Source organism: Bradyrhizobium arachidis (assembly GCF_015291705.1).
GTDB lineage: Bacteria > Pseudomonadota > Alphaproteobacteria > Rhizobiales > Xanthobacteraceae > Bradyrhizobium > Bradyrhizobium arachidis.
In genome coordinates this window covers 3063791-3090750 of sequence record NZ_CP030050.1, presented here as the reverse complement: position 1 = coordinate 3090750, position 26960 = coordinate 3063791, and the positions used below count along the sequence as shown (strand labels likewise).

Below are 26960 nucleotides of genomic sequence, written 5' to 3'. Positions count from 1 at the left end.
GGGTCAAGCCCGGCCATGACGATAGAGCGAGCTGCTTTGCACGCGAGGCATTCCAAGGGGCTTGATGCGGGACGCAGATAATCGGCTATGGTGGCAACAGCCGACACCATCCGAAAGTCCCCCGCCTTGACCTCCGACCTGCACAAGAAACTGACCGAATGGCGCCGGCATCTGCATGCGCATCCCGAGCTGTCGCTCCAGGAGAAGGCAACTGCCGCCTTCGTGCAGGAGAAGCTGACCGAGCTCGGCATTCCCTTCAAGGCCGGCATCGGCGGCCACGGCGTGGTCGCGACCTTGAGGCGCGGGTCTGCGGAGGGCCGCGTCGGCCTGCGCGCCGACATGGATGCGCTGCCGATCACCGAGGATACCGGCCTTGCCTACGCCTCGACGACGCCGGGCGTGATGCATGCCTGCGGCCATGACGGGCACACCGCCTCGCTGCTCGGCGCTGCCGCGCTGCTCGCGGCCGACACCAATTGGAGCGGCACGGTCGACTTCATCTTCCAGCCGGCGGAAGAGGGCTTTGGCGGCTCGCGTGCGATGGTCGCGGCCGGGCTGTTCGAGCGCTTTCCGATGGACCGCGTGTTCGGCTTCCACAACTGGCCGGGCCTGGAGGCCGGCACCGTCGCGGTGCATGACGGCGTCGTCATGGCCTCCGGCGGGCGCATCACCATCACCATCGAGGGCCATGCTGGCCACGCCGGCATGCCGCATCTGACCCGCGATCCGGTGATGGCGGCGGGGCATCTCATCGTAGCGCTGCAGACAATCGTGTCGCGCAGCGTCGATCCGCTCGACACCGCCGTGCTCTCGCTCTGCACCATCGACGGCGGCACCGCGCCGAACCAGATCGCAGGCCGCGTCACCATCCGCGGCACGCTGCGCTACCACCGCGACGGCGTGAAGGACACCATCCTCGACGGCATCGAGCGCACCTGCGCCGGGATTGCGACGAGCTTCGGCGTCAAGGTGACGCCCGAGATCGTCATGGGCGTCGGCGTCGTGATCAACACGCCGGCGGAAGCGGACCTCGCCCGCATCGCCGCCGACAAGGCGCAGGCGCCCGTGCGCCGCGATCTTGCGCCCAGCATGGCCGGCGAGGATTTCGCCTTCTATCTGCAGAAGCGGCCGGGCGCGTTCGTCTGGATCGGCAACGGGCCGTTGCGCGACGGCGCCGAGCTGCACGGCCCGCGCTACGATTTCAACGACGCGATCCTCCCCGTCGCATCGACCTGGATGGCCGAGGTCGCCAAGACCGCGCTGGCGTCGAACTAGCTGATCTCGCGCGGCAGCTTCCACTCCGGCCGTGGCTCGCAGACCTCGCTCTCCTCCACCCGCGCGACGTGATATCCCTCGGGCAGAAGCCGGCCGCCTTCCTCGTCCGCGACCGGCACGTCGGTCACCAATCCCTCGATCAGGGCGGCTTCCCACACTTCCTTCTCGGAAGGAAAGGGATCGCCGATCTGCTTGTTGCCTTCGAACAGCGCGTACATCGGTTCCGGCCTCCCGTTGACCAAGCTCACGAGAAACGTATCGACAGCACGGACGTTCCTTTCGGCAGGCGAGGCTTCCGCCATCGCGCGAGCCGCCGCATCTCGCAGCTCGGCGGCAAGGTCGGACCGATCCTGTTCCAGCTGCCGCCGCAAATTCAAGGCGAACGCCGACAGGCTGGCGTCCTTCTTCAAGCTGCTGTCATGGAAGCGGCAGGGCTGCGACGTCTACGTCTATTTCGACAACGACCAGAAGAGCACGGCGCCCGCCGATGCCAAGGCGTTGAAACAATTGCTAGGGTAAGCCCGTGGCTCCCCCGGCTCCGTTGCGCTAGGATCAAAGCTGGTTCGAGCCAGCGAGATCCGGATGAACCGGCGCGAATTCGTCTCAAGGTTGACAGCCGCAACCGCGTTAGCGGGAATGGCGCCTTTGGCTGAAGCCGCGGACGGCCGCCGGGTCGCGCTCGTCATCGGCAACGGTGCCTACAGGAACGTGCCCGCGCTGCTCAATCCGCCGAACGATGCGAGCGACGTCGCCGCGGCGCTGAAGCGACTTGGCTTCGCTGTCTCCCTCGCCACCAACGCCAGTTTCGATGCCATGCGCCGCGGCCTGATCGCGTTGGGGCGCGAGGCCGTCGGCGCCGAGATGGCGGCGGTTTATTTCGCCGGCCATGGCATGGAGATCAATGGCGAGAACTGGCTGATCCCTGTTGACGCAGAGCTGAAGCGGGATACGGACGCGGCGAATGAAGCCATCAACCTGCAAAGCGTGATGTTGCAGGTGTCGAGCACCACGAGCCTTGGTCTCGTCATCCTCGACGCCTGTCGCAACAATCCGTTTGCCGCCAAGATGAGTAGGTCGATCGCCACGCGTGCGGCCTCCACGAGCGGGCTCGGCCGCATCGAGCCGGTCGGCAACGTTCTCGTCGCCTATGCCGCGCGCGACGGCACCACAGCGCTCGACGGCGACGCGCGCAACAGCCCGTTTGCCGCGGCACTCCTGCGCAACATCGAGGTGCCCGGCGTCGAGGTGACGTTCATGTTCCGCAACGTCCGCGACGACGTGATGGAGGCGACGCGCAACGAGCAGCAGCCGTTCGTCTATGGCTCGCTGTCGCGCAAGGCGATCTACCTCGCCGGCCCGCCACCCGCCGGCGCCGAAGGCGCAGCGTCGCCGAGCCCACTTCCGGCCGCCGTCTCCCCTGCTCCACCGCCCACGCCGGCGGCGCCAGGGATCGACCCCGCGCTGGTCGGCACCTGGGAGATCATGGTGCCGAGCGGCCGCGGGCAATCGCGCTGGATCTGGCAGATCATGGGCGACGGCACCTACCGATTCCACGCCGAGCCGCAGCGCTCGGCGCGTCCGCACGAAGGCACGATCACGGCCGCGAACGGCCGCTGGACCCTGCACGCAATCAGGGGCCTGTCGGGCTACAGCGACGGCGGCGCCTACGAGATCCGCGATGCGCTGGCTGTCATCACGGGCAAGCTGGGCACCGGCGCCTGGAAGCGTAGCGCCGACTAGCACGCCCGCGCGCGACGACGCCGCCGCGCTGAGGCCCGCGATCGCGGCCGCGCCATAGCGCCCATCCTGCTCTCTGGAACACGGGTTTCGCCGAGGCGTGCGCTTGACGCACGGCGCCCGGACAGGTTTAATGATCTTTAACAACAATTGTTCGCATTCCGAACACCGCAATCGGACAGAGCGGGCTGACAACACCGCGTCCGCGTCACCAGAGGAAACGTCACCGATGCAAGCCATCCTCAATGGCGAGAGCACGCTCATCGTCACGATGATCGTCGCCTACATCGCCTTCACCTCCTGGCTCACGCTCAAGCTGCGCAGCCGGACCAGCGACCAGTTCATGACCGCCGCGCGCGCCATGCCGGCCGTCGTCGTCGGCGTGCTGATGATGTCCGAGTTCGTCGGCGCCAAGTCGACCGTCGGCACTGCGCAGGAGGCGTTCCAATCAGGCATGGCCGCGGGATGGGCCGTACTCGGCGCCTCGATCGGCTTTCTGCTGTTCGGGCTGTTGATGGTGAAGAAGCTCTACAATTCCGGCGAATACACCATCTCGGCCGCGATCGCGCAGAAATACGGCAAGTCGACCATGCTCACGGTGTCCGTGATCATGATCTACGCGCTGCTGCTGGTGAATGTCGGAAATTACGTCAGCGGCGCCGCTGCGATCGCGACCGCACTGCATGTCAGCCTGCCGGTCGCGATGTGCATCATCGCGGTGGTCTCGACCTTCTACTACGTGTTCGGAGGGTTGAAGGGCGTCGCCTGGGTGACGATCCTGCACAGCGCCTTCAAGGTCGTCGGCATCGTCATCATCTTCGCGGTCGCGATGTCGCTGACCGGCGGCATCGCGCCGATCCAGGCCAAGCTGCCGGCCTATTACTTCACCTGGGACGGCAAGATCGGCTTTGCGACCATCTTCGCCTGGACCTTCGGCACGGTCGGCGCGATCTTCTCGACCCAGTTCATCGTGCAGGCGATCTCGTCGACGCCGAGCGCCGACGACGCCCGCAAGGCCACCTTCTATGCCGCCGCGTTCTGCCTGCCGCTCGGCTTCCTGCTCGCGCTGATCGGCGTTGCCGCGAAATACCTCTACCCCGACATGAACAGCCTCTACGCGCTGCCGGTGTTCCTGGAGAAGATGCCGCCGCTGGCCGCCGCCTTCGTCACGACGTCGCTGGTCGCCTCGATCTTCGTCAGCGTCTGCACCGTCGCGCTCGCCATCGCTTCGCTCGTGGTGCGCGACTTCTACGTGCCGTACTGGAAGCCGACGCCGGAACGGGAATTGAAGATGACGCGGGTGTTCTCGGTGGTGATCGGCATCGTGCCGCTGGTGTTCGTCTTCTTCATTCCGGAGATCCTCAAGCTATCGTTCTTCACCCGCGCGCTGCGGCTGTCGATCACGATCGTCGCGATGATGGGCTTCTATCTGCCGCTGTTCGCGAGCAACCGCGGCGCCACCGCCGGCCTGATCGGCGCCGCGCTCTCGACCACGGTCTGGTACATGCTCGGCAACCCCTTCGGCATCGACAACATGTATGTCGCGGCCGCAACCCCGCTGGTCGTGATGGCGATCGAGCGCCTCGTGCTCGGCCGCGCTCCGACCGCGGCGGCGGCGCCGCAGGCAGCACAGTCCAATGCATTCGTGGAAAGGACCTCGACATGATCATCGATACCGAGATCGTGACCATCGACATCGAGATCGCCGCCGACGGCGTCGTTCGCCCGGCCGCCGGCGATCCCGACCGGTTCGATGCCTTCATCCCCTCGCCTTGTGTGCAGAACCACGCCGCCAATCTGATGCCGCTCGCGGGGGGCGATCTCGCCTGCGTCTGGTTCGGCGGCACGCAGGAGGGTATGTCGGACATCTCGGTCTATTTCTCGCGCCTCGCCCGCGGCGCGACGCAATGGTCGCCGGCTGAAAAGCTATCCGACGATGCGGGGCGCTCCGAGCAGAACCCGGTGCTGTTCCCCGTCCCCGACGGCACGCTGTGGCTGATGTGGACGGCGCAGCTGGCGGGCAACCAGGACACCGCCCTGATCCGCCGCCGCATATCCCGTGACAATGGCAAGAGCTGGGGTCCGATCGAGACGATGTTTGCCGAAGAGCGCGGCCGCGGCACCTTCATCCGGCAGCCGATCGTCGTGCTCGACAACGGCGACTGGCTGCTGCCGGTGTTCTATTGTCACAGCACGCCGGGCCGGAAATGGAACGGCGACGAGGACACCAGCGCGGTGAAGATCTCGTCCGATGCCGGCAAGACCTGGCGCGACGTCGACGTTCCCGGCAGCCGCGGCTGCGTGCATATGAGCATCGCGCGGCTCGACGACGGCTCGCTGCTGGCGCTGTTCCGCAGCCGCTGGGCCGACAACATCTACCAGAGCCGGTCCAGCGATCACGGCCGCACCTGGCCGGCGCCATCGCCGACCGTGCTTCCCAACAACAATTCGTCGATCCAGCTCGCGCGGCTCGGCAACGGTCATCTCGCGCTGGTCTTCAATGACAGCAGCGCCAGCGACGCGACCGGGCGCCGCCTCTCGCTTTATGACGAGATCGAGGACGACCTGCCGCCGGTGCTCGCCGGCGACGGCAGCAAGGCCGACGGCCGCACCGCCTTCTGGGGCGCGCCGCGGGCGCCGCTGACGCTGGCGATCTCGGCCGACGGCGGAAAGAGCTGGAGCAAGCGTAACGTCGAGACCGGCGACGGCTATTGCATGACCAACAATTCGCGCGACCAGACCAATCGCGAGCTATCCTATCCCTCCGTCAAACAGACGGCCGACGGCGCGCTCCACACCGCGTTCACCTTCCATCGCCGCGCCATCAAATATGTGCGCGTGAGCGAGCCGTGGGTAGCACGCGGCGTGCAGGGCTGAGATAATGGACAAGCGGCCGCACGCCCTCGTCACCGGCGCCAGCTCGGGGATCGGCGCTGCGATCGTCGAGCGCCTCCTGCGTGACGGCTGGCGCGTCAGCGGCATCAGCCGTCGCCCTGCGCCGTTCGACCATCCTGCCTTTGACCATGTGTCGATCGATCTGAGCGATGTCGACGGCATCGCAGACGCCGTCGCGGCGATCGCACCGACCGCCCTGGTTCATGCCGCGGGCGCACTGAAGGTCGGCCAGCTCGGCGCGCTCGACCACGACGCCGGCGCCGCGATGTGGCGGCTGCACGTCGACGTCGCCGAACGCCTCGCCAATGCGCTGGCGCCGCGCCTGCCGCAGGGCGGGCGCATCGTCTTCATCGGCAGCCGCACCGCCTCGGGCGCAGCCGGCCGCGGCCAATATGCCGCGACCAAGGCGGCGCTGGTGGCGATGGCGCGGTCCTGGGCGATCGAGCTCGCGCCAAGGGGCGTTACCGTCAACGTCGTCGCACCGGCGGCGACCGAGACGCCGATGCTGAAGGACCCCGCGCGCGCCGATGTCGCGCCAAAACTGCCGCCGATCGGCCGCTACATCCGCGCCGAGGAAGTGGCGCATGCGGTGGCATTCCTGCTCTCGCCGGAAGCGGCCGCCATCACCGGACAGCAGCTCGTCATCTGCGGCGGTAGCTCGCTCTAGAGCCGGTTCCGTTGCGATGTAACGGGTTCTCTCAATATGGGTCCTCGCTTGCGGAGACACCCTCTCCCCAACCCTCTCCCGCAAGCGGGAGAGGGAGCGCGCCTCCCTTCTTCACGTGAACCGGTGTCCGCTTCGCTCAAAAAGGCGCTAGATGATCCCACCTTGCCGGAGCGCTGCGATCGCAGCCTTGTCATAGCCGAGCTCGGCCAAAACGACATCAGTGTGCTCGCCAAGCGTCGGCGGGCGGCTCGCGATTGCGCCGGGTGTTTCCGACAGGCGGACCGCGGCGCGGGCGACCGGGGCCTGTTTCGGCAGGCCCGGATAGTCGACGTCCTGCAAGAAGCCGGCGGCGCGGATGTGCGGATGATCCAGCGCCTGTTGCGGGCTCAGCACCGGCCCGGTCGGGATCATCGCCTCGCCCAACGCGTCGACGGCCTCCTGCGTGGTGCGCATCGCGCACCAGCGCGCCATCCGCTCGCTGATGACGGGGCCGTTATTGCCGCGGTTGATATCGTCGGCAAAGCGCGGATCGTTCAGCCAAAGCTCCTCCTCGCCCATCAGCCTTGCCCAGCGCTTGAACAGCGGCTGGCCCGTGACCTGGCACAGCACCCAGCCGTCCTTGGTGCGGTAGATGTCGGCGGGCGCGGCGGTCTGGCCGAGATTGCCTGTCGGCACGCGATTGACGTTGATGACGGCCTGCTCGATCAGCGTGGCATTGGTGAAGGACAAGGCGGTTGCGAGCAGCGCACCCTCGACGATCTGCCCGCGTCCGGACTTGCCGCGCTCGATCAGCGCGGCGAGCGTGCCGAAGGCACAATGCAATGCGGTGCCGAAATCGACCCAGTTCACCGCGGCGCGATAAGGCGGATCGCCCGCGCCAGTCATGTAGACCGCGCCCGACATGACCTGGCCGACGCCATCGAAGCCGACCCGGTCGGACCACGGCCCCGGCCCGCCGAACGCCGTCGCCGTGGTCAGGATGATGTCGGGCTTGATCGCCCTCAGCGAGTCGTAGTCGAGCTTCATCGCGCGCAGGGTCTGTGGCGGCAGGTTGGCGACGACGACATCCGCGGTCGCGATGAGGCGGCGCATCACCTCCTGCCCTTCAGCCTTCATCGGGTCGAGCGTGATGCACTTCTTGTTGCGGTTGACCTGGAGGAACAGCGCGCCTTCGCCGTTCTCGCCGACCGGCGCAACGAAGCGATCCTCGCTGCCGTCGCGCTTCTCCACGCGGATGACCTCGGCGCCGAACTCGGCCAGCAAGGTCGCGCAGTAAGGACCTGCGATATAGCGCCCGAAATCGAGGACGCGCACGCCCGCCAAAACTCCTCCCATCGATCCCTTCCCTTATTTTCTTCTATTCCCGCCAGATTACAGGGACTGGCTGCCGCGGCAAGGCGGCGACGGGCATCCTGCCCTGCGCCGAAGATGTGATCGCGAACCCGTTTCGGCTGGCGGAAATTCTGCTTTAGAATGAGCTGCCCGTCCCCCCTGAAGCGAGAAGCGCCCGGCCATGCCGCAACAATTCGACCGATCCGCAGAAGATCTCGGCAACGCGATCCATTTCGAGCACGTCAACATCCAGGTCCCCGACCAGCGCCTCGCCACGCTGTTCTACGTCACCGGGCTCGGGCTCACCCGCGATCCCTATCTGATGGTGTCCGACACCAACATGTGGATCAATGCCGGACGCAGCCAGTTTCACCTGCCCAGCGGCAAGGCGCAGGTGCTGCGCGGCCACACCGGGCTGGTGATCGAGGGCCGCGAGGCGCTGCTGGCGCGCCTGGCATCGGTTGCGAAGAAGCTCGAGGGCACCGCGTTCGCGTTCACCGAGCACAATGATCACATCGAGGCGATCTGTCCGTGGGGCAACCGGATGCGATGCTACGAGCCGGATGCGGCGCGCTTCGGCCGCATCGCGCTCGGCATTCCCTATGTCGAGTTCGACGTGCCCGTGGGCACCGCGAAGGCGATCTGCGCGTTCTATCCCGAGATCATGGGCATGCCCGCGACGATGCGGAATGGCGACGGCACGGTCGCCGCTGTGCAGACTGGCCGCGACCAGCATCTGCTGTTCCGCGAGACCGACCGACCGCAGGGCGGCTATGACGGCCATCATGTGCAGATGTACATCACCGACTTCTCCGGCCCCTACCGCAAGCTGCTGGCGCGCGAGCTGATCTCGCGCGAGGACAACCAGTACCAGTACCGGTTCTGCGACATCGTCGATCTCGACAGCGGCAAGCACCTGTTCACGGTCGAGCACGAGGTGCGCTCGGCGACCCATCCGATGTTCATGCGGCCGATGGTCAACCGCAACCCGACGGTGAACAACCGCAATTATGCCTACGGACACGATCAGACGTCATGGGCGATGGGACTGGATCAATACGAGGGATAGAGGGCGTGCCGTCTGGGCATTCGATGATTCGGGACGCATTTGGAAAAAGCACGACGCTGGCGGGCCGTGCTCTTTGAACGATCGAAAGAGCTGCTATCTTGTCGCAATGCAAATTCAGCATAGGCTTGTGGCCGCGCCGTGCCGGACAGCCCTAGCCCGGAGACATCGCGATGAAGAAGTGCGTCTATTGGGCCGCGGCGGCGGTCTGTCTCGCCGCCTCCAGCTCCGCAGCCGAGGCTCGCTCGGCTTATGACGGCGCCTGGGATCTCATCTTCGTGACCCAGCGCGGTGCATGCGATCAGAGCTACAGTTTCACCGTCAACATCACCGACGGGATCGTGACGCATCCGAACCTGGTCCGGTTCAGGGGCTACGTCGCAAGATCCGGGGCGGTTCGCGCCTCGGTGACCGTACAGGACAAATTTGCCTCGGGCAGCGGCCGGCTTTCGGGTAACGCCGGCCAGGGACGGTGGAGCGGTTATTCCGGGACCGCGCGTTGCTCCGGATATTGGACCGCACGGCGAAACTGATCAGCGGCCCTGCCGAGAGGCTTCGGAGCGGCACAACGCGGCGGACGAGACTTTACAAGTACGACATGGAAAGCCGCTATCCCGGTCGAGAGCCAAGGGGATCAGTTCATGGACACGCCGACCTCCGACACGGACAGTCAGGCCAAGGACGTTCAAGCCAAGGACAATCAAGTCAGGCCTGACGCATTAGGCGACGATCACAAGCCGGGCCCGCGCAGCGCGACGCGCACGCCTGCCATCATCGTCGCCATCGTGGCAGCCGTCGTCGCCGGGCTGTCGATCTTCTATCTGCTGCGGCCGGAGCCGCTGCTGGTCCAGGGCGAGGTCGATGCGACGCGGCTGGACATCGCGGCGCGCGTCGACGGCAGGGTCAAGGAGATCCCGGTCCAGCGCGGCCAGAACGTTGCTGCGCAGGCGGTGCTGGTGCGGATCGACAATCCGGAGACGATCGCCAAGCGCGACCAGATGAAGGCGGCAAAGGCCGTCGCCGACGCCCAGCTCGCCAACATCATGGTTGGAACGCGCGTCGAAACCGTCGCCGCGCGCAAGGCGGAGATGGAGCGGGCGCAAGCGGCGGTGGTGCTGGCGCAGAAGACATTCGACCGCACGCGGACCCTGACCGAGCAGGGCAACGCGCCGCAGGCCCGCCTCGACCAGGTGACCGATGCGCTGCACGAAAGCGAGCGCGCGGTCGATCAGGCCAAATCGGCCTATGAGCAGGCCGTCAACGGCTACACCAAGGAGGAACGGGCGATCGCGACGGCCAATGTCGAGAAGGCCGATGCCGATATCCAGAGCGTCCAGTCCATCATCGACCAGCTCGTGGTCTATGCGCCGGTCGCCTCCCAGATCTACCAGCGCAATGTCGAGCCGGGCGAATATGTGTCGCCGGGCGTGCCGCTGGTCACCCTGATCGACCTCGGCGATGTCTGGGTTCACTTCGACCTGCGCGAGGATCTGGTCAAGAGTCTGAAGGTCGGCGATCGTTTCGACGTCCGCATTCCCGCGCTCGACGACCGCAGCGTCACCGTCGAGGTCAAGCTGATTGCGACCAAGGGCGAATATGCCAGCTGGCGCGCCACGCGCGCCACGGGCGATTTCGATCTGCGCACGTTCTCGATCCGCGCCTATCCCGTGAAGCCGGTGCCCGAGCTGCGGCCCGGGATGAGCGCCTATCTCGACTGGCGGTCGCGGCAATGAAGCTTGCCACAAAGCCCGGATTCTGGCTGGTCGCGCGGCGCGAATGCCGCTGGCTGTTTCATGACCGGGTTGCGCTGCTGCTGATCTTCGGCGTGCCGCTGTTCGCATTCCTGGTGCTGACCACCGTCTTCAGCCATCCGGTCATTCGCGGGCTCGGGGTCACGGTCGTCGACGAGGACAAGTCGGATGCCTCGCGGGCGCTGGTGGAATATGTCGCGGCGTCTCCAAGCCTGAGGATCGTCGACCGCTCCGGCACGCTGTCCACGGCCGTCAAGGACATACGCTCCGGCAAGTCGATTTCGGCGGTCTTTATCCCGCCGGATTTCGAGCGCGACCTGAAGGCGGCGCGCCGCCCGCAGATCGTCGGATTCTACAACCAGCAGTTCTTGACGCCCTCCGGCATCGCATCCTCGGGCCTCAGCGACTCGCTTTCCGCAGCGGCAGCCGTGGCCGCGCCCGCCAGCCGCGCTGCGCCCGCGCCGTCGTCTTTGGGAACGCTCAAGGCGGAGACCATGGCGCTGGTCAATCCGCAGAAGAACTATGCGCAGTTCCTGCTGCGCGCGCTGCTGCCGACGATCATCCATGTGGTGATCACGCTGGCCGCCGGCTATTCCGTCGGCTCCGAATTCCGCCGCAGGGACGCGCGGGCCTGGCTCGCAAGCGCCGGCGGCGATCCGCTCGTCGCGCTGGCCGGCAAGCTCGCGCCGCTGTTCTGCATCTTCTTCCTGGTCATGCTGGCCGAGCCGCTGTTCCTGGAGGGTGTGCTGGACATCCCCTTCAGGGGCGACCTGCCGTTGATGATCGCGGCGGCCTCGCTGCTGATCATCGCCTATCTGTCGATCGGCGCCCTGCTCCAGCTTCTGGTCGGCGATCTCGCCACCGGGCTCGGGCTCGCGGGTCTCATCGCCTCGCCCGCGTTCGGCTATGCCGGCGTCGGCTTTCCCACCATCGCCATGAATACCTTTGCGCAAGGCTGGAGCGCGATCCTGCCGCTGCGCTGGTACATGGCCGTCCTCTTGGGGCAGGCGGCGCGCGGATTGCCGGTCGCCGATTCCGCCATTCCCTTTGCGGCGCTGGCGGTCCTTGCGCTGCTCTTTGCCAGCCTTGCGCTGCTGCGCATGGCGAGCCTCACGCGCCGGGGCTGGTTTGCAGCCGCGCGGCCGGCCGAGGCCGCCGAAGCCAGCGAGGCGCCGCGCGGCGTCGGCGGCGCCTTCGTCGCGGAGTGGCGGCGGGTGCTGGGCACGCGCAGCGCCTTCAGCCTCTTGTTTCTCGCACCCCTCATTTACGGCATCTACTATCCGCAGCCCTATCTGAACCAGATCCTGCGCAAGCTTCCGATCGCGGTCGTCGACAATGATCTCAGCGATCTCAGCCGGCAGATCGTCGAAACGCTGGATGCGAGCGGCGCATTAAGCGTGACGGTTCGCGCCCGAACGCTCGCCGAGGCGCGCTCCGCGATCGATCGCGGGCACGCCTTTGCCGTCGTCGAGATTCCGCCCAACACCGAGCGCGACGTGCTCAAGGGCATCACCGCGCACATCCCGGTCTATGCGGACGCAACCTATCTGTTCATCTTCAGAACGAGCGCCAGCGGGCTGGCCACCGCCATCGGAACGTTGGCGTCAGAGCTCGTTGCGCGCGGCGCGCGCCCGGATGGCAGCCTCGTCAAGGCCAAACTTGCGAGTTCGAGCCCGGCCGATGTCCTGCTACAGCCGATCTTCAACCCGGTAGGCGGCTATGCCAGCTACATCGTTCCGGCGGCGTTCATCCTGATCCTGCAGCAGACCCTTCTCATCGGCGCGGCGATGCTGACCGGCACGGCGCTCGCGGCCGGAGGCGGAGCCTTTGCCGGCGTGCTCGGCCGCGGCATCGCCCATCTGACCGTCTATCTTCCCGCGCTCGCGCTCTATGTCATCGTGCTGCCGCGCATCTACGGCTTCTCGACGCTCGGCCATCTCCCCCAGATCCTCGCGCTCGGGACCGTCTTCCTGCTGGCGACGAGCTTCATGGGACAGGCGGTCGGCGCCTGGTTCACGCGGCCGGAGAATCCGACCATCCTGCTGCTGGCGACCAGCCTGCCGCAATTCTTCATGGCCGGCTTTGCCTGGCCGCGCGAGGCGATCCCGGACGTGGCGCTCGCGTTCGGACGGATTTTCCCGGCGGACTCGGCGATCGACGGCCTCGTGCGCATCAACCAGATGGGCGCCAGCATCTGGGAGGTCGCCCATGACTGGCGCGTGCTGTGGGGTCTGGCGCTCGGCTATTTCTTGCTCGCGGTGATCTCGGCATTTGCCTTCAGGAGAGGACACCGACATGCGCAACCTTAGAGCTGCCGCCTTCCTCGCAATTCCGCTCGCCCTCGTCGCAGCCGCACTGATCTATGCCACGCGTCACTCCGAACTTCCCGCGACCATCGTCGGCATCGTGCGCGCGACCGAGGTCAGGGTGGAGCCGGAGGTGAGCGGTCAGCTCGCCGCGATCGCGGTCGAGAAAGGCGCCCACGTGAAGGCGGGCGACGTGATGGCGCGGCTCTCGGCGGTGGAGCTGACGGCGCAGGCGGACCAGGCACGTGCCGCGCTCGCCTCTGCCGTCGCGAACCGCAACAACGTCTATGCCGGCGTCCGCCGCGAACAGGTCGAATCCCTGAAGGCCGCCATCGCCAAGGCGCGCGCCCGCCTCGACTATGTGGAGGCCCAGCTCACGCGCACCAGCACGCTGGCGCGGCAGAGCTTCGAAACGCAGCAGGCGCTCGACCAGGCCGAGAACGACGTGGCGGCCGCGCGCGCCGGCGTCGCGGAGGCCCAGGCCAATTACGATGCGGCGGTGGCGGGTCCGACCCGCGAAGAGCGCGCCATCGCCGACACGCAGGTGCAGGCCGCAGCCGCGGCCGTCACCGTGCTCGAACGCCGCCTCGACAAGATGGTGCTGCGCGCCCCCGCCGACGGCACGGTCAGCGTCATCGCGGCGGAGGTCGGCGAGAATGTCCGCGCCGGCCAGCCGATCCTGATGGTCACGGCCGCAGGCCGGCAATGGCTCTCATTCAACGTGCGCGAAGATCATCTCGGCCGGGTCGCGATGGGGACCACGGTGAACGTGGCGCGGACCGGAAGCGACGCCGCGACGCCGGCAGTCGTGACCGAGCTGCGGCCGCTGGGCGTGTTCGCCACCTGGCAGGCCGAACGGGTCATCGGCGATCATGACCGCAACACCCTGCGCCTGCGCCTCGATCCCGCGCGCGAGACGGCTGACCTCGAACCGGGAATGACGGTCTGGATCGCGCAGTGAAGCTGCGCACTTGCGCCCCTGCCAGAGCCTCTCGCGTCATCCTTTCATCGGCTGCACGCCATAGGTCCGATAGGCGTCGCTCTGCAGCTCCTCCTCGCTCCGCTCAGGAAAGAACAAATAGCTCGGCGCGAGGATCGGCGACGCGCGCTCGATGCGGACGGAGATCACGTGGCGGATCGGAAACTTGTCTGCGGTCATCCGAAGCAGTGGCGCGACCAGCTTGGTGAAATCCGGATGATCCGGAGCGATAATCTCGGCTGTGCCCTCCAGCTTTCGGCCTCGCTGAAGGAAGATGTCGATCACACTGACGCACACTGCCGGATTGGCTCTGATGTTCTGCACGCTGCGCGCCGAAGCGATATCGGCAATGACAAGCAAGCCGTCGCCGATCTCTGCAAAAATTTCCTTGGGTGTCACATTGGGCCTGTTGCTGGCGTCAACCGTTGCAAGCCAGCACAAGACCACCTCTTCGGCCTTCGCAAATCTCTTCGTCACGCTCGCCTCTCCGACATGAACCGAATCCCCAAGCAGCGTCACTGCCGACGCTATTCGAACAGCGCTTTGACCACCGTTGGAGTTTCCGTAAGTCCCTCCCATCGCGTCTCCAGCAGCAGACCTGGCGTCGGCCGCACCCGCGACAAGGCTCCGAGCCCCAGGCGATCCCCGGCCCGTAGCCTCACGCCGCGAATGTGCAGATCTCGAACAAGCCAAAGCACCGCGTTGAGGGGGCCTCCCATCATGGCGCTGGCCGATTGGCTGTCGATATGGCGTCCGGTGCTTGAGTCTGTCGTGGTCACGACGAGCGAGTTGAGCGCTCGAACAGCTTTCTCCGAACCATCGAAAGCGATAGGCCGGCCCAGGATCGCCGCGCGTGCGCCGACATTGTAGAGCATCAGGATCGGCGCCGTGAGCTTTTGCCCGATGTCAGCGAGAGAATCCCCAAGCTCGATGCTCGGTAAGATGTACGCAATGTGCTTCGCTGCGTCTTCGATCGTCTTCGCGTCGTTGATGGCATCGTCCCTGACCGCAACCATCAATTTCGCCTCGACGATCGGCCGATTGCCGTAGCTGACCGGGACCGGAGCGCTGCTCTCGAAACTGAACATTCCGGCCAAGTATGTGCCGCCCAACGGCTCCTTGATGCCCAGATCTCTCTGTGCCGGCGGCGTTATCGCCGCGACCTTATATCCCAGGGGAGCACCCAACAGCGGCTGAATGAGACTCAGGAATTTGTCTCTGGCGCACAGCGCCTTTTCCATGGACAGGCTCTCATCGATCAATGGAATAGATCTGCGTTCCAGCCAGCAGCTCGCCACAAGCTGTCCCAACTCCTCGCACGAGGCTTGACCAATCCTTGTGTCTTCTGCCCGCACAGTATTGGCCGCGCTGGCCAATGTCGCACCTGCCATGACCGCCACCTCACCTTACCGCAGCGACTGGGAGCCGCTCAGTGCCCGGTTGGTCGGACCGGGACCAAGCCTCCACTTGCGACATACACACCACCAGAAATCAGAAATATCGCGATCCAGTCACCCGTTGCTGGCCATTCGCCGAGGAGCGGGACGGACACGAGGGCCGTCACGGCAGGGCTTAGGGCTGCGAACGCCGAGCCGTTCGATGCGCCAAGAATGCTGACCGCGCGCCCGTAAAGCCAATACGAAACAATCGGCGTGAGAAATCCCTGGACAAGAACTTGCAGAGCGACGTCGCGCCAGGGTGCATTGAGCAGATTGGCACCTGGCATGACGGCGTACACCGGCACGTAAACGACCAATGACCCGACCGCGGCAATAGCGGCGGCGTGGAGCCCGTCCATTCTCGCTTTCCGCATCGCGACGGTATAGCAGGCCCACAGCATGGCCGCGCCGATGAACATGGCATGGCCGATGTTTTGCCGCGATCCGATCGTGCCACCCGCGCCACCGACGATGAGCAGAGCCCCAGTCACGATCAAGGCAAGTCCGATCTGCCTTGAAAGCGTGAATGCCTCGCCAAGCACGACAGCGGCCAAGATCGCAACGAGCAAGGGGATGAGTGCGGTGAATAGCGATGCCGCATGGGCCGCCGGAGCGAACTGCAGGCCTCCATAGGCGACCAGCACCATCGGCGCCCCGCCGCCCAGCACAATCGCCGCCAGCCCCGGTCCCCCCAGCCGGCCGACGGGAACGCCCACCTTCAGCAGATACGGCAGCAAGATCAGTCCAGAGACACCACAACGAATGGCCGTAATGTCAGAGGGGGTGAGGCTCGTTCTGAGCCCAAGCCGCGCGGCCACGATCCAGAATACCCAGATGCACACGGTCGCAAGGCCGTAAATTGCACCACGCAGGTACTCGGAGCTTGATGGCTGCGACAAGGGATGAATTTCTGTGATCTGCGGCAGGGGTCACAATAGCCGGCAAGTGCAAGCCGGTCAATATTTCGGACATACGTCCGATAAACGGACAAAGGCCGAATCCTTGAATTGCTGGGCGGTTTGTCCGATAAGCGGACGATGGGAAGTCGAGAATGAAAACGATCAAGACGGCCAAGCGCGCTGGCCCAGCCAAACAGCCGAGCTATTTCATCCAGGGGCTGCAGCGAGGACTCGAGGTGATCCGGGCCTTTGACCGTGATCACCCGTCGCTGACGATCAGCGAGGCTGCGCGGCAAACGGGCTTGAGCCGGGGCACCGTCCAACGCTTCCTCCTCACTTTGAATGATCTTGGCTATGCCAGCTTCGATGGGAAATCATTCACCCTCAGTCCAAAGGTATTGGACCTGGGGTTCGCGTATCTGTCCTCGCAAAATATGTGGGAAACGCTGGAGCCTTTCGTCGAAGAGGTCGTGAACGAGTTGAACGAGTCCTGCACCGTGGGGGTGCTGGATTGGCCTGACGTCATCTATGTGGCGCGTGTCCAGGCTCGACGGGTCGTCAATGCCACTCTCAGTGTCGGATCCCGCATTCCTGCTCACGCTTCCTCTCTGGGACACATCGTCCTCGGAGCTTTGGACCCCGCCGCGCTGGACGAGCTGCTTGGAAAAGCGAAGCTGGCGAAGCGAAGTCCGAACACCATCACCGACCCGGCGCGACTGAAGAAGGCGATCGCGCTTGCGCGTCAACGAGGCTGGGCTTTGGGCGATCAGGAATTCGAGGAGGGCGTGCGCTCGGTCGCCGTTCCCCTGTTTGACCGGAACGGGAAAATCGTTGCCGCGATGAAGGTGGTGGCGCCAACCAGTCGCGCGTCGATCGAAGACCTCCAGCGACGCTTCTTGCCGGTCTTGCAACGTGCCGCGGAGAAGGCCCACGACGTTCTTCGCGTTCGCATGTGAGCCACCTGGCAAGCCGCAAGGCTCATGCGCCGAACGGACTGCCATTTCCAAACGCGCGCGAAAGATCCGGCGGGGAGCAGAGCTGCTTCAATCACGAACTCAGCAACCTTAAGTGCTGGCTGGGGCGGGAGGGTACGCAGCCAGCCGAAGCCCCGCCACAAGCTACTGAAAATTCAGACAAATTCGGGCGACATCGAACGCTGTGTAGCATCCAAGTGCTGCATCATCAAGCGGTCCAGATGCGCTCGTTCGCCATGAGCTTTTCAGGCGTCGTGAAGCTGTTCTGGTCAACGGAACACGACAACACCAAACGGCATGAGCCGACATAGAAGCACCCTGCTCAGGCACGAGATCATCACTCAGGAGGAGCAGTCAGACCGACTACACGCCTCCATGCGGTGAGGGATCGGCCTCCGGCTTCTCGCGTACGGCAAAGGCCTCTACGTCGACGGAAACGGGGCGCTGAGGGCAATACGACGCCTCGCGCGTCCCGCAGGTCGACGCCCCTACGCGCACGCCTATCGCGGCCGATGAAGTTACTCGAAGAGGGTACCGCTGAAGGCCGCTGCCTGCGCGGGGCCGAAGTGCTCGCGCACCTTGGCGCGGATCAGATCGACCGAGGCCTTCTCCAGCACGCCGTCGTCGAGCAAATCCAGCACGGCGCGTCCCACGGCGCCTTCGCGGATGCACTGCTCTCGCACCGACACCTGGCGAAGCCGGCGCTCTTGAACCGCCAACTTGAGGCGAGCGGCTGCAACGCGCTCCTGCGCGCGCTCGACGGCGCTGCGGGGCTGCTCGCGCGGGGTGGAATCTGCGTTGTCCGCGGCATGGTCGGGCGGGCGGCGGGGAAAAGAGGTCGGCATCCAGAGCTCCTACGATCTTTGTTACAGGAGCAGCCCATTATCGATGGGCGCCGGCAAGGCGCCACCCCTCTCGTAAAAATTTCATTTCGGGTGGCGAGCCGAGGTTCCTGACCATGACGACGACGGGAGGATGCTGCCCCCAGGGGGCCTCCGGCTCTCTCTACGGATAGCCAATCCCTCCTAGCTAACGATCCTGCCTGCTCCGCCGCCCTTGGCTCACTTAGACGCCCCATTCGGCGGAGCCTACGGCAACGACAAAGAAGATGTCGGGTTGGCCTAGAACCCGGCGCTAAGCCTTCGCAAGGCTTCCAGTCGCTTTGGTTCGGAGACCAGCCCGCTTCGCGTTTGGGCCGGCTTTGAGTTTTGCTGCCGGCTCGATTAGCTTCCCGGCAGGCAGAAGGCCGGGCGCTTCATTTATACATTGGGTCGTGGGTCTCACATGGGCTTGGGCTTGAACTTGGGTTTGGTGCGACGCTCGCGAGGCGGAGACGCCATCGAACATTCGGCATATCTGCGCGGCGGCACGGCGCGCCGGCGCGACGGTTTGCTCGTGGACTTCTCACAGCGCACGGATGTGCTCAAGAATTTCGTGGTGCGTCCCCAAGGCACTCCGGCCTGGGCCGCCGACTGCGCGCAACTGTGGAAGCGCGCGGTAGCCGCGGAGAAACGGAAGAACGCACAAGAAGCGCGTCTAATTGAGCTGTCGATCCCGCGCGCGTTGCCCAGACAGTACTGGGTCGAGCTCGCTAAGCGCCTGGCTCGCGATCTCGCAACGCGCGGCATGGTCGTGCAGGTAGCTGTCCATTGCCCGATGGCGTCCGATGGACTGGAAAATCCCCATATTCATTTCATGGCCACGATGCGCGAGATCGTGAACGGTGAATTTTCACCGAAAAAGGCTCGCCACTGGAACGACCTTTTCCTTTTCAAAGCCAAGGCAATCCGCAGCCAGATGGCGGAGGCGCTGAACCAGTTTTGCGAGGAGAAAGACGTGTCCTATCGCGTCGATGCTCGCTCCAACGCAGAACTCGATCTGCCAGCCGCTGAAGTGCACATCCCGCGCTGGAACATCCTGTACTACAAGCGGACCGGCAAGAAGACCACTGCGATACAGCAGCGCGATGAGGAACGCGTGGCGCGTGCGGAAGTCGCCCGTCTGGAGGCAGAGTGCCGCAAGCTGGAGCGCGAACTCGAGGAAGCCCGCGCGGAGGCTTCGGTTCCCGTTGCGGATGAAATCTCCCTGGTTACGCCAGCCAAAATGGCGCGTCGCCCCGTGATCGAGGGACTCGCAAAGCCCAGTTTGCGGGAAAAGGTGCCGGCCGAGACCATGGCGCCGGTCTCGACGAACTTCGAACTGCCCGGTCCGCGATATGGGCCGTAGAGAAAGCAACCACGTCGATCACCTGCTGGTTGTTATGCCCAAATTGCTGCATCGCTCGCTTGCTGAAGCTATCGAAATGGAGACGGTGTTCGCGGACGGCATCCAGCAGGCAATGGCAGACGCCAAACCTTAGGAAGCACTCCACCTCAACCGGATTGGAACTCAGGGCACCGGGCCGCCCTGACCCGCGATGCGAGATTTCGGTCCGCGCTACACCGACTTCGGCTCGCTCCACTGGATTAGAAGGAAGCAACCGTAGTTGCGGAATGGTTTGCTGATAGATCTTGTGCGGACCCGCAGCGCCTCGATCCAAATTCGGCAAATGTACGATGTGGTATCGCCAAGCAGCGTTCTTGCGAAGCTGAACTATCGGTAACTCTGAACATTCGGGCCAGACGCGATAGGCGGCATCGGCTCTTCCGATGTCCATCGTAGCTCGTGTAGCTGGCGCTAACCTAGCGCCGCAGAGCCGAGCGGACGATCAGTCCGAATCTCGCTCGCGGATACCAACGGCGCGGTCTCCGTTGAACAAAAACTCTATCCCGCTCCGCTCCAGTGCAAGCCGCAAATCCTTGACCGTCCGAGGCATCGGCTCTCGCTTGCCCGTTTCAAAATCCTGGATCGTACGGCGCGCGACGAGAGATTCGGCAGACAATTGATCTTGCGACATGTCGAGCCAGGCCCTGGCCGCTTTGACTTGCTGACGCGTGACCGGTCGCGCGTCATCCCGCCGGGCGGGGCAAACCCAGCAAATCACGCAAGGTTGAGCCGTCGTACTCGGTCCGGAACAGGCCGCGACGTTGCAGCTCCGGCACGAGGCCATGGACCAGTTCCCCCAGGCCGCCCGGAAGGTACGGGACCTGCAACATGAAGCCGTCGCAGGCGCCGGCCTCGAACCACTCCTGCATCCGATCGGCGACCGTACCGGGCGTGCCGGCGAAGCCGCTGGTGGTCCTCCCGGCGCCGTAACGCTGTCCGAGCTCCGCAAGGCTCAAGCCCGAGCGGCGCGTCAGCTCGGAGACCTCGCGGTAGTGCCCCTCGACGCCAGGCACATTGAGGTCCTCGGGCAGGACCTGATCCTGCGGGAAACGCGAGAGATCGACACCGAGGTGATAGGACAATGTCGAGAGACCGGACTCCGGATGCGACAATTCGTGGAGCTGATCGTGCTGCGCCTTGGCCTGCTTCTCCGTGTCGCCGATGACGGGGACGATGCCGGGTAGCACCTTGATCGTATCGGGGTCGCGACCGAAACGGACCGCGCGGGCGCGCAAATCGTTGCGGAATTCGACGGCGACGTCGATCAGGCCTGGCGTCACGAAGATGATCTCGGCCCACCGCGCCGCGAAATCGCGGCCACGATCCGAGGCACCGGCCTGGATGAAGACCGGGCGCCCTTGCGGCGGCCTGCTGACATTGAGCGGCCCACGCACGTTGAACCATTTGCCGGAATGATCGATCCGGTGCACCCGCGCCGGGTCGGCGAACAGCGGGGTCTCGCGGTCCCTGACCAGCGCGCCGTCCTCCCACGAATTCCACAGCTTGGTCACGACCTCGAGAAACTCGTCGGCACGTTCGTAGCGCCCTTCGCGCGACAGCTGCTCTGTCAGGCCGAAATTGCGCGCCTCCGCCTCCTGGAACGAGGTGACGATGTTCCAGGCAGCGCGACCACCGCTGAGGTGATCGAGCGTCGCCAGCGCCCGCGCCAGGACATAGGGCTGGGCGTAGGTTGTGGAGATAGTCGCGCCAAGACCGAGATGTTTGGTCGCGCCCGCGATGATCGAGAGCACGACCAGCGGATCGAGCCGCAGCGCGCCCAGCGCGCCATACCGAAGCTGGCTGTCGAGGCTGCCGCCCAGCGTGTCCGGGATCGCGAGGATGTCGGCGATGAACAGAAGATCGAAGCGCCCCTGCTCCAGCAGCCGGCCGATATTCTGGTAGTACGCAGCGGACAACAGATCGCCATCCGCTTCCGGATGCCGCCATCCGGCATGGCTGCCGGAGACAGGACCTGCGGAGACAAAGGCGGCAAGGTGCAGTTTCTTGTCAAGCATGGGTCAGCTCACAGTCCAGGAGATCTCGACGGAACCGCCACGCTTCAGAGTGTTGTAGATCGGACAATTGGCGGTGAAACCGGCAACCAGCGTCTCGGCCTCGCCGGCCGTCACGCCGGGCAGACGGACCGCGATACGAATCCATTCGTACTGCGTCGGATCGGTCGCGTGACGCCGGAATGAGACTTCGGACCCGGCCTCGCGCAGCACGATCCCCTGCTCTTTTGCCGTCTTCTGGATCAGCCCGAGCGAGCAGCTGCCGAGAGACGACAGCAACAATTCGCCAGCGTTAATCGCCTCGCCCGGGCCCCCGACGGCCACGCGCTGGTCCGAGATGAAATGGTTCTTGCCTGCGCTGAGCAAATATCGGCCGAACTGGCCGATGGTGGCGGAGGTGATCGACACCGTCTCGCCGGCTTGAGCGTTCATGATGCTTCCCCGTTGTTGGCTCGGCGTCTCTGTTTATGCGCCGAGCTCCAGTGCGACGGCCCTCTTTGCGGCATCGAACTGCGTGCCAAGCAGGAACGATCGGACGTCCACCTTGTTCGGGAGCACGCCGAGCGCGTGGAAATTGTCGGCGAGATCCTGCGTCGATGCGGCGGCTGCCTCATCGATCGGCTTGAGCGCAACTGCGGTCGACTCCGACAGCCTGGCATCGCGGACGAGCTTTTCATACACGGCCTGTTCGGTCCCGTTCGGGGGAAAGCCGCCTTGCGACGCCCAGAGTGCAACGGATTCGGCAGGATGCGCGAAGATATGGGCCTGGGTCTCCCTAATGATCTTCACGAACTTGGCGAGGAGCTGCGGATATTTCACCGCGATGTCACTGCGCGCGACGTAGAAGGCATAGTCGTAGGTCTTCACGTCGGGCAGCAGACGTGCCTTGCCGCCGAGCTTTGTCAGCGCCAGCGCCGTCGCCGGCTGCCAGTGAATCCAGCCGTCGATGCTGCCTTGCGCGAATGCCGTGAACGCATCCGCCCCGCTCAGGCTGACGGCTGAGACATCAGACAATCTGAGGCCGGCAGTCTCAAGATATTTGATCAGGCTGTAGGTGCCCGTCGTGCCATTCTGGTGGGCGATCTTCTTGCCTTTCAGATCGGCCGCCGTCTTGATCGGGGAATTGGCCTGCACCAGGAAATCGACCTCGTCGACCGGCAGCGGATAGGCTGCCAGTGGCACGATCGGAACGCGCGCCGGAACAGCATTCACGACCGCCGTTGCGGTGGCAAAGGTGAAATCGACGGAGCCGGCCTTGATCGCCTCCATCACCGGCAGCGATGCCGTGAAGCCGGGTTGCCAGACGATCCTGGTGCCAAGCTCCTGCTCGAGATTGCGGCCGCCCACGCCGGCTCGCAGCGATGCCCAGACACCGGTCCGGCCGTCTCCGATCACCGCGACAGTCAGTTGCGGCGGCACGGCATCGGCGGCGCTCACGCGCGATACCGCGCCTGCCCCGGTCGCGGCGGCGGCAAATCCAGCACCGATCGAGAGCACCGAGCGCCGCGAAATACCCGCGCTACCGCGCGTCGAACCACCAAAAGTCATCAAGTCATCCTCTCGTCTCGTTATGCAACGGCAACCAAATCGCGCTCTGCCGTCAGCAGACCGTCGAGCAGTTCCTCTTTCAGAGCCGACAGCACCGGATCCCCGCGATGCCGGGGGCGCGGCTGGTCGAAAATCAGATCGCGCGCGATGCCGCCGTCCTTGACCAGGAGCACCCGATCCGAGAGCAGCAACGCCTCCTCGACGTCATGCGTCACCAGCACGACGGTGCGAGGCCGCGCGACCAGCAACTGCCCCAGGAGCAGCTGCATCGCAGCCCTGGTGATGGCGTCGAGCGCCCCGAACGGCTCGTCCAGCAGCAACAAGTCAGGCTCGTGAATCAGCGCCCTTGCCAGCGCCACACGCTGGCGCTGACCGCCCGACAGTCCCACCGGAAATTCACTCTCGCGCCCTTGCAATCCAACGGCTTCGAGAATGCGTCCGGCGTCATCCTTCCTGCCCTTGATGCCCAGCAACACATTGCCGAGCACTGTCCGCCATGGCAGCAGCCGGTCCTCCTGGAACATCAGTCGCACGTCCGCCTTGTGGCCGGTCGTCCGGAGTTCAATACGGCCACGCGAGGGTGCGTCCAGTCCCGCCACAAGGCGCAGGAGCGTCGACTTGCCAGCGCCGCTAGGCCCGATGATCGAGACGAACTGGCCGGCCGCGATATCGAGATCAACGCTATCAAGGACCTTGCGCCCGGCGAATGACTTGCCGACCGAGCGCAGGCTGACGCTGGCTCCGCTCATGCCTTCACCCTGCCAGCATAGTTCGGATGCCAGCGCAGCAGCCGACGTTCAATCAGCCGCGTGATGAAATCCGACAGCCAGCCTGCGATGGCGTAAAGAACGATGGCCAGCACGATGATGTCGATGCGCAGCAGCTCACGGGCATTCTGCACCAGGTAACCGACGCCATCACGTGAGGCGATGGTTTCACCCACCACCAGCGTGAGCCAGGCCACACCAAGTGCATAGCGCATACCGACCAGGATCGGCTGAAGCGCCGCCGGCAGAATGATGGACAAGACCAGTTCGAAACGCCCGAGGCCGTAGGATTTTCCAAGCTCGATCAGCTTCGGATCGACATTGCGGATGCCACCGACCGTGTTGATGTAGACCGGGAAGAGCGACCCCATCGCGACGAGAATAAGGCGCGGCTCCTCCCCTATGCCGAACCAGAGGATCATCAGCGGCACCAGCGCCAGATGCGGAATCGTTCGGATCATCTGGAGCGACCGATCGAAGAGATCGTGCACCGGCTCGAACAGCCCCACGGCCAGACCGAACAGAAGCCCGCCGAAAGCGCCAATGCTGAAGCCGATTGCAACCCGACGAAGGCTGACGAGGATGTCGTGCTGCAATTCGCCGCGCTCGGCGAGCTGCCGTGCAGCGTCCCAGATGTCGGATGGCGCCGGTACGATCGCAGTCGACACAATCCCGGTCGCAGAGAGGAACTGCCAGACAAGCAGCAGGCCGATCGGGAGAAGCCAGGGCAAAGCGACGGAGCGCCAGATCGGGGCATGCGCGCGCAATCTCGACACTTCCGACGGACGCGCAACGTCGGCGACCACCGTCACGACAGATTCGCCGGGACGGTGGAATGGCTCCGTGCGGCTGGCTGCGGGTACTGCAGTCGCATCGGCAGATGTGGAAAGTAGCGACGCATCCGTCATGAAATCGAACTTGCTCCGTCTCAGCTGAGACGGCGTCACCTTCGCAAACTCCAGCGCGCAATTCGATGGTAGCAAAATTCGTTTTTCGATCGTCGGCATCAATGCCGTTCTACTGCGCGCGGGATTTGGCAGAATGTCCTTTCAATACGACGATGCGCCACGCGAATTGACACGTCGAAGCGAACCATCTCGCAGTCGAATTCAAATTTCGGGTGCTCGAGGCAGCAACGGATGCGCCTTAGATCGTGAGCCAAACTACAATCGTGCGCGTTTGCACGAAGAACAAAACGGCCATTGCGGCCATGGCCCTGATCCCGAGGCATTTGTTGCCCACCTCACCCAAACTTTGGAATGGCCAGGTCTGCTCGTTTCGCCTCTCCTACGAAGAAACGGCGATCGTGCCGAAACATCGCCATGGATACGGCGATCCGCTCGACGCTGCCAATCATCAGGGGCTATCCATGACCGCACGCTTCTCTTCACTCCTGCTCTCCCGGCGCCGCCTGCTGGCCGCCACCTCCGTGGTGGCGGCCGCCGCCTTGACGGCCATCGCGGGACTGTCGCCAGTCCGAAGCGCCGGCGCTCCGCCGAACGGCGGTGACATCACCTTCCTCATCGACTCGCTCGGCAGCACCTGGATTCCGAACAACAGTGCGATCTCCAGCTTCCAGGGCCACATCTGGGGCCATGTGACCGACAAGCTCGTCTATGTCGATGCCGACGGCAAGGTCAGCCCCTGGATCGCCGAGAGCTGGGAGCAGAACGGCGACGCCACCCAGTTCACCCTGCACCTGAAGAAGGGCGTGAGCTTCTCCGACGGCACCCCGCTCGACGCGTCGGCGGTCGTCGCCAATCTCGACATCTGGTATGCCGGCCGCCGCAACGAGGGCATCAACCCGATTGGCCTCTTTCCGAAGACTTACGACCGCGCCGAGGCTGTCGACGCGGCCACGGTGAAGGTCCTCTTCAGGGCGCCGACGCTCGGGTTCATCCCGACGCTCGGCTATCACGGTTCGATCCTCATCTCCCCGAAAACCATCGCGCAGCCCGCCGCCCATCAGGCTGATCTGGCCAAGACATCCGGCAGCGGACCGTACGTGGTCGCCGCCTGGAAGGAGGGCGATTTCGTCAAGCTGGTCAAGCGCAAGGACTACAATTGGGGCCCGCCGGCGGTCGGTCATACCGGCCCGGCCTATCTCAATTCGATCACCTACAAGCTTGTATCGGAGCCGTCGCTGCGGGTCGCCGCTGTCCAGTCGGGACAGGCCGATGTCGCCTACAGCCCCTCGCCGCAGGAACTGAAGTCTCTCAAGGAGGCCGGGTTCACGATCGCAACGCCGCGCTATCTCGGCTTCGTCAATGGCCTTGCGATCAACACCAAGCTGGAGCCGTACAATGACGTAAAGGTACGCCAGGCGCTTCAGGCCGGCATCAACCGGAAGGAAATCATCGACACCGTCTATACGCCTGACTGGAAGCTGGCGACGTCCTTCATCCAGAGCAACGTGCCCGGTGCGACCGACCACAGCGACCTCCTGGCCTACAACCCCGGCAAGGCCGAGAAGCTTCTCGACGATGCCGGCTGGACCAAGGGGGCCAACGGCATTCGCACCAAGGACGGCAAGCAGCTGTCGCTCACACTTCACTCCAACCCCTACCTCGCGACGGCGAAGTCGATCGACGAGCTCATCGCCCAGCAACTCGGCAAGATCGGGTGGAAGGTCACCATCCGGGCCTACGACGTCGTGACGTTCGGCGAAAAGGTCCGGTTCGGCGGTCCGGCCGTGCCGGCCTATGAGGTGACGCGCAGCTTCATCGACGCCGGCACGGTCGCCAGCATCCTCACCGAGGCCAACAATGGCGAGAACTGGTTCAACCTCGGCGACAGTGACGGCAAGCTCAACGAGCTGCGCGACAAGATCGCCGGCGCTGCCTCTCTCGACATTCGCAATCCGCTGCTCGACGAGTTGCAGACCTACGTTCTCGAGCAAGGCTACTTCATTCCGCGGACGCAGATCGTTCAGCGAATCTACGTGCAGTCCCCGAAGCTCAAGGGAGAGGTCTACAACGGCATCGCCTATGCCAGCTATTACACGGCAACGATCGGCGAGTAAGGCGTCGTGCAACCAAGCAGCCTGAG

24 protein-coding genes and 1 pseudogene are annotated in these 26960 nt (G+C 64.7%); 14 read left to right on the top strand and 11 right to left on the bottom strand.

Annotation, left to right across the window (positions count from 1 at the left end; genetic code table 11):
• Window positions 1-126 precede the first annotated feature (126 nt).
• The 6 genes and pseudogenes from WN72_RS14310 (at window position 127) to WN72_RS14285 (ending at window position 6574) form a co-directional block, all read left to right on the top strand.
• Window positions 127-1275, top strand: a complete 1149-nt coding sequence (locus WN72_RS14310; RefSeq protein WP_167380745.1) for an amidohydrolase — start codon at window positions 127-129, stop codon at window positions 1273-1275.
• A 314-nt stretch (window positions 1276-1589) separates the two neighbouring features.
• A pseudogene (locus WN72_RS46925) lies at window positions 1590-1794 on the top strand (DUF72 domain-containing protein); the annotation flags it as partial.
• A 126-nt stretch (window positions 1795-1920) separates the two neighbouring features.
• Window positions 1921-3015 (top strand): caspase family protein, encoded by a 1095-nt coding sequence (locus WN72_RS14300; protein WP_159073920.1) that lies wholly within the window; start codon window positions 1921-1923, stop codon window positions 3013-3015.
• Between the two features lie 226 nt (window positions 3016-3241).
• Window positions 3242-4678, top strand: coding sequence for a sodium:solute symporter family protein (locus WN72_RS14295; RefSeq protein WP_027558379.1), 1437 nt, complete (start codon window positions 3242-3244; stop codon window positions 4676-4678).
• Window positions 4675-5889, top strand: coding sequence for a sialidase family protein (locus WN72_RS14290; RefSeq protein WP_092214636.1), 1215 nt, complete (start codon window positions 4675-4677; stop codon window positions 5887-5889). Before WN72_RS14295 ends, WN72_RS14290 begins: the two co-directional genes overlap by 4 nt.
• A gap of 4 nt (window positions 5890-5893) precedes the next feature.
• Window positions 5894-6574 carry an SDR family NAD(P)-dependent oxidoreductase gene (locus WN72_RS14285; protein ID WP_027558377.1) on the top strand — a complete coding sequence of 227 codons (681 nt, stop codon included), beginning with the start codon at window positions 5894-5896 and terminating at the stop codon, window positions 6572-6574.
• A gap of 147 nt (window positions 6575-6721) precedes the next feature.
• Here the strand turns inward: WN72_RS14285 and WN72_RS14280 are convergent, their stop codons facing one another.
• A complete protein-coding gene (locus tag WN72_RS14280; RefSeq protein WP_027558376.1) occupies window positions 6722-7909 on the bottom strand; it encodes a CaiB/BaiF CoA transferase family protein in 1188 nt (395 codons plus the stop codon).
• A gap of 178 nt (window positions 7910-8087) precedes the next feature.
• On the opposite strand from WN72_RS14280, the gene WN72_RS14275 reads away from it, so the two are divergent.
• From WN72_RS14275 to WN72_RS14255, 5 genes are all read left to right on the top strand, one after another.
• On the top strand, window positions 8088-8975 hold the full coding sequence (locus WN72_RS14275) for a hypothetical protein (RefSeq protein ID WP_027558375.1): 888 nt from the start codon (window positions 8088-8090) through the stop codon (window positions 8973-8975).
• A gap of 170 nt (window positions 8976-9145) precedes the next feature.
• A complete protein-coding gene (locus tag WN72_RS14270) occupies window positions 9146-9505 on the top strand; it encodes a hypothetical protein (RefSeq protein ID WP_027558374.1) in 360 nt (119 codons plus the stop codon).
• A 108-nt stretch (window positions 9506-9613) separates the two neighbouring features.
• Window positions 9614-10705 (top strand): HlyD family secretion protein, encoded by a 1092-nt coding sequence (locus WN72_RS14265; RefSeq protein ID WP_051378017.1) that lies wholly within the window; start codon window positions 9614-9616, stop codon window positions 10703-10705.
• Complete coding sequence (locus tag WN72_RS14260) at window positions 10702-13032, top strand: ABC transporter permease (RefSeq protein WP_092214634.1); 2331 nt, start codon at window positions 10702-10704, stop codon at window positions 13030-13032. Before WN72_RS14265 ends, WN72_RS14260 begins: the two co-directional genes overlap by 4 nt.
• Window positions 13019-13990 carry an HlyD family secretion protein gene (locus tag WN72_RS14255; RefSeq protein WP_092214632.1) on the top strand — a complete coding sequence of 324 codons (972 nt, stop codon included), beginning with the start codon at window positions 13019-13021 and terminating at the stop codon, window positions 13988-13990. Before WN72_RS14260 ends, WN72_RS14255 begins: the two co-directional genes overlap by 14 nt.
• 36 nt (window positions 13991-14026) lie before the next feature.
• Here the strand turns inward: WN72_RS14255 and WN72_RS14250 are convergent, their stop codons facing one another.
• From WN72_RS14250 to WN72_RS14240, 3 genes are read right to left on the bottom strand one after another with little or no spacing between them, the layout of a single operon-like run.
• Entirely contained in the window at window positions 14027-14527 is a 501-nt protein-coding gene (locus WN72_RS14250) for a pyridoxamine 5'-phosphate oxidase family protein (RefSeq protein ID WP_199820229.1), read from the bottom strand.
• 8 nt (window positions 14528-14535) lie between these two features.
• On the bottom strand, window positions 14536-15399 hold the full coding sequence (locus tag WN72_RS14245; RefSeq protein WP_143130574.1) for a 2-keto-4-pentenoate hydratase: 864 nt from the start codon (window positions 15397-15399) through the stop codon (window positions 14536-14538).
• Window positions 15400-15437: 38 nt separating this feature from the next.
• The gene (locus tag WN72_RS14240) at window positions 15438-16346 is read right to left on the bottom strand and encodes a DMT family transporter (protein WP_092214628.1); all 909 of its coding nucleotides are present in this window, start codon (window positions 16344-16346) and stop codon (window positions 15438-15440) included.
• Between the two features lie 152 nt (window positions 16347-16498).
• Here WN72_RS14240 and WN72_RS14235 point away from each other — a divergent pair, with 152 nt between their 5' ends.
• On the top strand, window positions 16499-17302 hold the full coding sequence (locus tag WN72_RS14235) for an IclR family transcriptional regulator domain-containing protein (RefSeq protein ID WP_092214626.1): 804 nt from the start codon (window positions 16499-16501) through the stop codon (window positions 17300-17302).
• A gap of 536 nt (window positions 17303-17838) precedes the next feature.
• Here WN72_RS14235 and WN72_RS14230 read toward each other — a convergent pair.
• The gene (locus WN72_RS14230; RefSeq protein ID WP_092214624.1) at window positions 17839-18165 is read right to left on the bottom strand and encodes a hypothetical protein; all 327 of its coding nucleotides are present in this window, start codon (window positions 18163-18165) and stop codon (window positions 17839-17841) included.
• Window positions 18166-18616: 451 nt separating this feature from the next.
• Here WN72_RS14230 and WN72_RS14225 point away from each other — a divergent pair, with 451 nt between their 5' ends.
• Window positions 18617-19546, top strand: coding sequence for a MobA/MobL family protein (locus tag WN72_RS14225; protein ID WP_167380735.1), 930 nt, complete (start codon window positions 18617-18619; stop codon window positions 19544-19546).
• Window positions 19547-20027: 481 nt separating this feature from the next.
• Here the strand turns inward: WN72_RS14225 and WN72_RS46920 are convergent, their stop codons facing one another.
• The 6 genes from WN72_RS46920 to WN72_RS14195 are packed head-to-tail and all read right to left on the bottom strand — an operon-like array spanning window position 20028 to window position 24919.
• Window positions 20028-20216 carry a helix-turn-helix domain-containing protein gene (locus tag WN72_RS46920; RefSeq protein WP_244553717.1) on the bottom strand — a complete coding sequence of 63 codons (189 nt, stop codon included), beginning with the start codon at window positions 20214-20216 and terminating at the stop codon, window positions 20028-20030.
• Window positions 20217-20268: 52 nt separating this feature from the next.
• Window positions 20269-21600, bottom strand: a complete 1332-nt coding sequence (locus WN72_RS14215; protein WP_092214620.1) for an LLM class flavin-dependent oxidoreductase — start codon at window positions 21598-21600, stop codon at window positions 20269-20271.
• Window positions 21601-21603: 3 nt separating this feature from the next.
• The gene (locus WN72_RS14210; protein ID WP_092214618.1) at window positions 21604-22029 is read right to left on the bottom strand and encodes an OsmC family protein; all 426 of its coding nucleotides are present in this window, start codon (window positions 22027-22029) and stop codon (window positions 21604-21606) included.
• A 33-nt stretch (window positions 22030-22062) separates the two neighbouring features.
• The gene (locus WN72_RS14205; protein WP_092214954.1) at window positions 22063-23145 is read right to left on the bottom strand and encodes an ABC transporter substrate-binding protein; all 1083 of its coding nucleotides are present in this window, start codon (window positions 23143-23145) and stop codon (window positions 22063-22065) included.
• 20 nt (window positions 23146-23165) lie between these two features.
• The gene (locus WN72_RS14200) at window positions 23166-23894 is read right to left on the bottom strand and encodes an ABC transporter ATP-binding protein (RefSeq protein WP_092214616.1); all 729 of its coding nucleotides are present in this window, start codon (window positions 23892-23894) and stop codon (window positions 23166-23168) included.
• Window positions 23891-24919, bottom strand: coding sequence for an ABC transporter permease subunit (locus tag WN72_RS14195; protein ID WP_244553716.1), 1029 nt, complete (start codon window positions 24917-24919; stop codon window positions 23891-23893). The genes WN72_RS14200 and WN72_RS14195 overlap by 4 nt, the downstream gene beginning before the upstream one ends.
• Window positions 24920-25281: 362 nt before the next feature.
• Between WN72_RS14195 and WN72_RS14190 the strand changes: the two genes are divergently transcribed.
• Entirely contained in the window at window positions 25282-26934 is a 1653-nt protein-coding gene (locus tag WN72_RS14190) for an ABC transporter substrate-binding protein (protein WP_092214949.1), read from the top strand.
• Window positions 26935-26960: the final 26 nt, after the last annotated feature.

Coding starts and splice junctions, on each gene's coding strand:
- WN72_RS46920 (WP_244553717.1), bottom strand. CDS start 20,216: ATGTCGCAAGATCAATTGTCTGCCGAATCTCTCGTCGCGCGCCGTACG.
- WN72_RS14275 (WP_027558375.1), top strand. CDS start 8,088: ATGCCGCAACAATTCGACCGATCCGCAGAAGATCTCGGCAACGCGATC.
- WN72_RS14200 (WP_092214616.1), bottom strand. CDS start 23,894: ATGAGCGGAGCCAGCGTCAGCCTGCGCTCGGTCGGCAAGTCATTCGCC.
- WN72_RS14285 (WP_027558377.1), top strand. CDS start 5,894: ATGGACAAGCGGCCGCACGCCCTCGTCACCGGCGCCAGCTCGGGGATC.
- WN72_RS14230 (WP_092214624.1), bottom strand. CDS start 18,165: ATGCCGACCTCTTTTCCCCGCCGCCCGCCCGACCATGCCGCGGACAAC.
- WN72_RS14210 (WP_092214618.1), bottom strand. CDS start 22,029: ATGAACGCTCAAGCCGGCGAGACGGTGTCGATCACCTCCGCCACCATC.
- WN72_RS14260 (WP_092214634.1), top strand. CDS start 10,702: ATGAAGCTTGCCACAAAGCCCGGATTCTGGCTGGTCGCGCGGCGCGAA.
- WN72_RS14215 (WP_092214620.1), bottom strand. CDS start 21,600: ATGCTTGACAAGAAACTGCACCTTGCCGCCTTTGTCTCCGCAGGTCCT.
- WN72_RS14265 (WP_051378017.1), top strand. CDS start 9,614: ATGGACACGCCGACCTCCGACACGGACAGTCAGGCCAAGGACGTTCAA.
- WN72_RS14205 (WP_092214954.1), bottom strand. CDS start 23,145: ATGACTTTTGGTGGTTCGACGCGCGGTAGCGCGGGTATTTCGCGGCGC.
- WN72_RS14245 (WP_143130574.1), bottom strand. CDS start 15,399: ATGGCAGGTGCGACATTGGCCAGCGCGGCCAATACTGTGCGGGCAGAA.
- WN72_RS14190 (WP_092214949.1), top strand. CDS start 25,282: ATGACCGCACGCTTCTCTTCACTCCTGCTCTCCCGGCGCCGCCTGCTG.
- WN72_RS14270 (WP_027558374.1), top strand. CDS start 9,146: ATGAAGAAGTGCGTCTATTGGGCCGCGGCGGCGGTCTGTCTCGCCGCC.
- WN72_RS14195 (WP_244553716.1), bottom strand. CDS start 24,919: ATGCCGACGATCGAAAAACGAATTTTGCTACCATCGAATTGCGCGCTG.
- WN72_RS14235 (WP_092214626.1), top strand. CDS start 16,499: ATGAAAACGATCAAGACGGCCAAGCGCGCTGGCCCAGCCAAACAGCCG.
- WN72_RS14280 (WP_027558376.1), bottom strand. CDS start 7,909: ATGGGAGGAGTTTTGGCGGGCGTGCGCGTCCTCGATTTCGGGCGCTAT.
- WN72_RS14255 (WP_092214632.1), top strand. CDS start 13,019: ATGCGCAACCTTAGAGCTGCCGCCTTCCTCGCAATTCCGCTCGCCCTC.
- WN72_RS14290 (WP_092214636.1), top strand. CDS start 4,675: ATGATCATCGATACCGAGATCGTGACCATCGACATCGAGATCGCCGCC.
- WN72_RS14295 (WP_027558379.1), top strand. CDS start 3,242: ATGCAAGCCATCCTCAATGGCGAGAGCACGCTCATCGTCACGATGATC.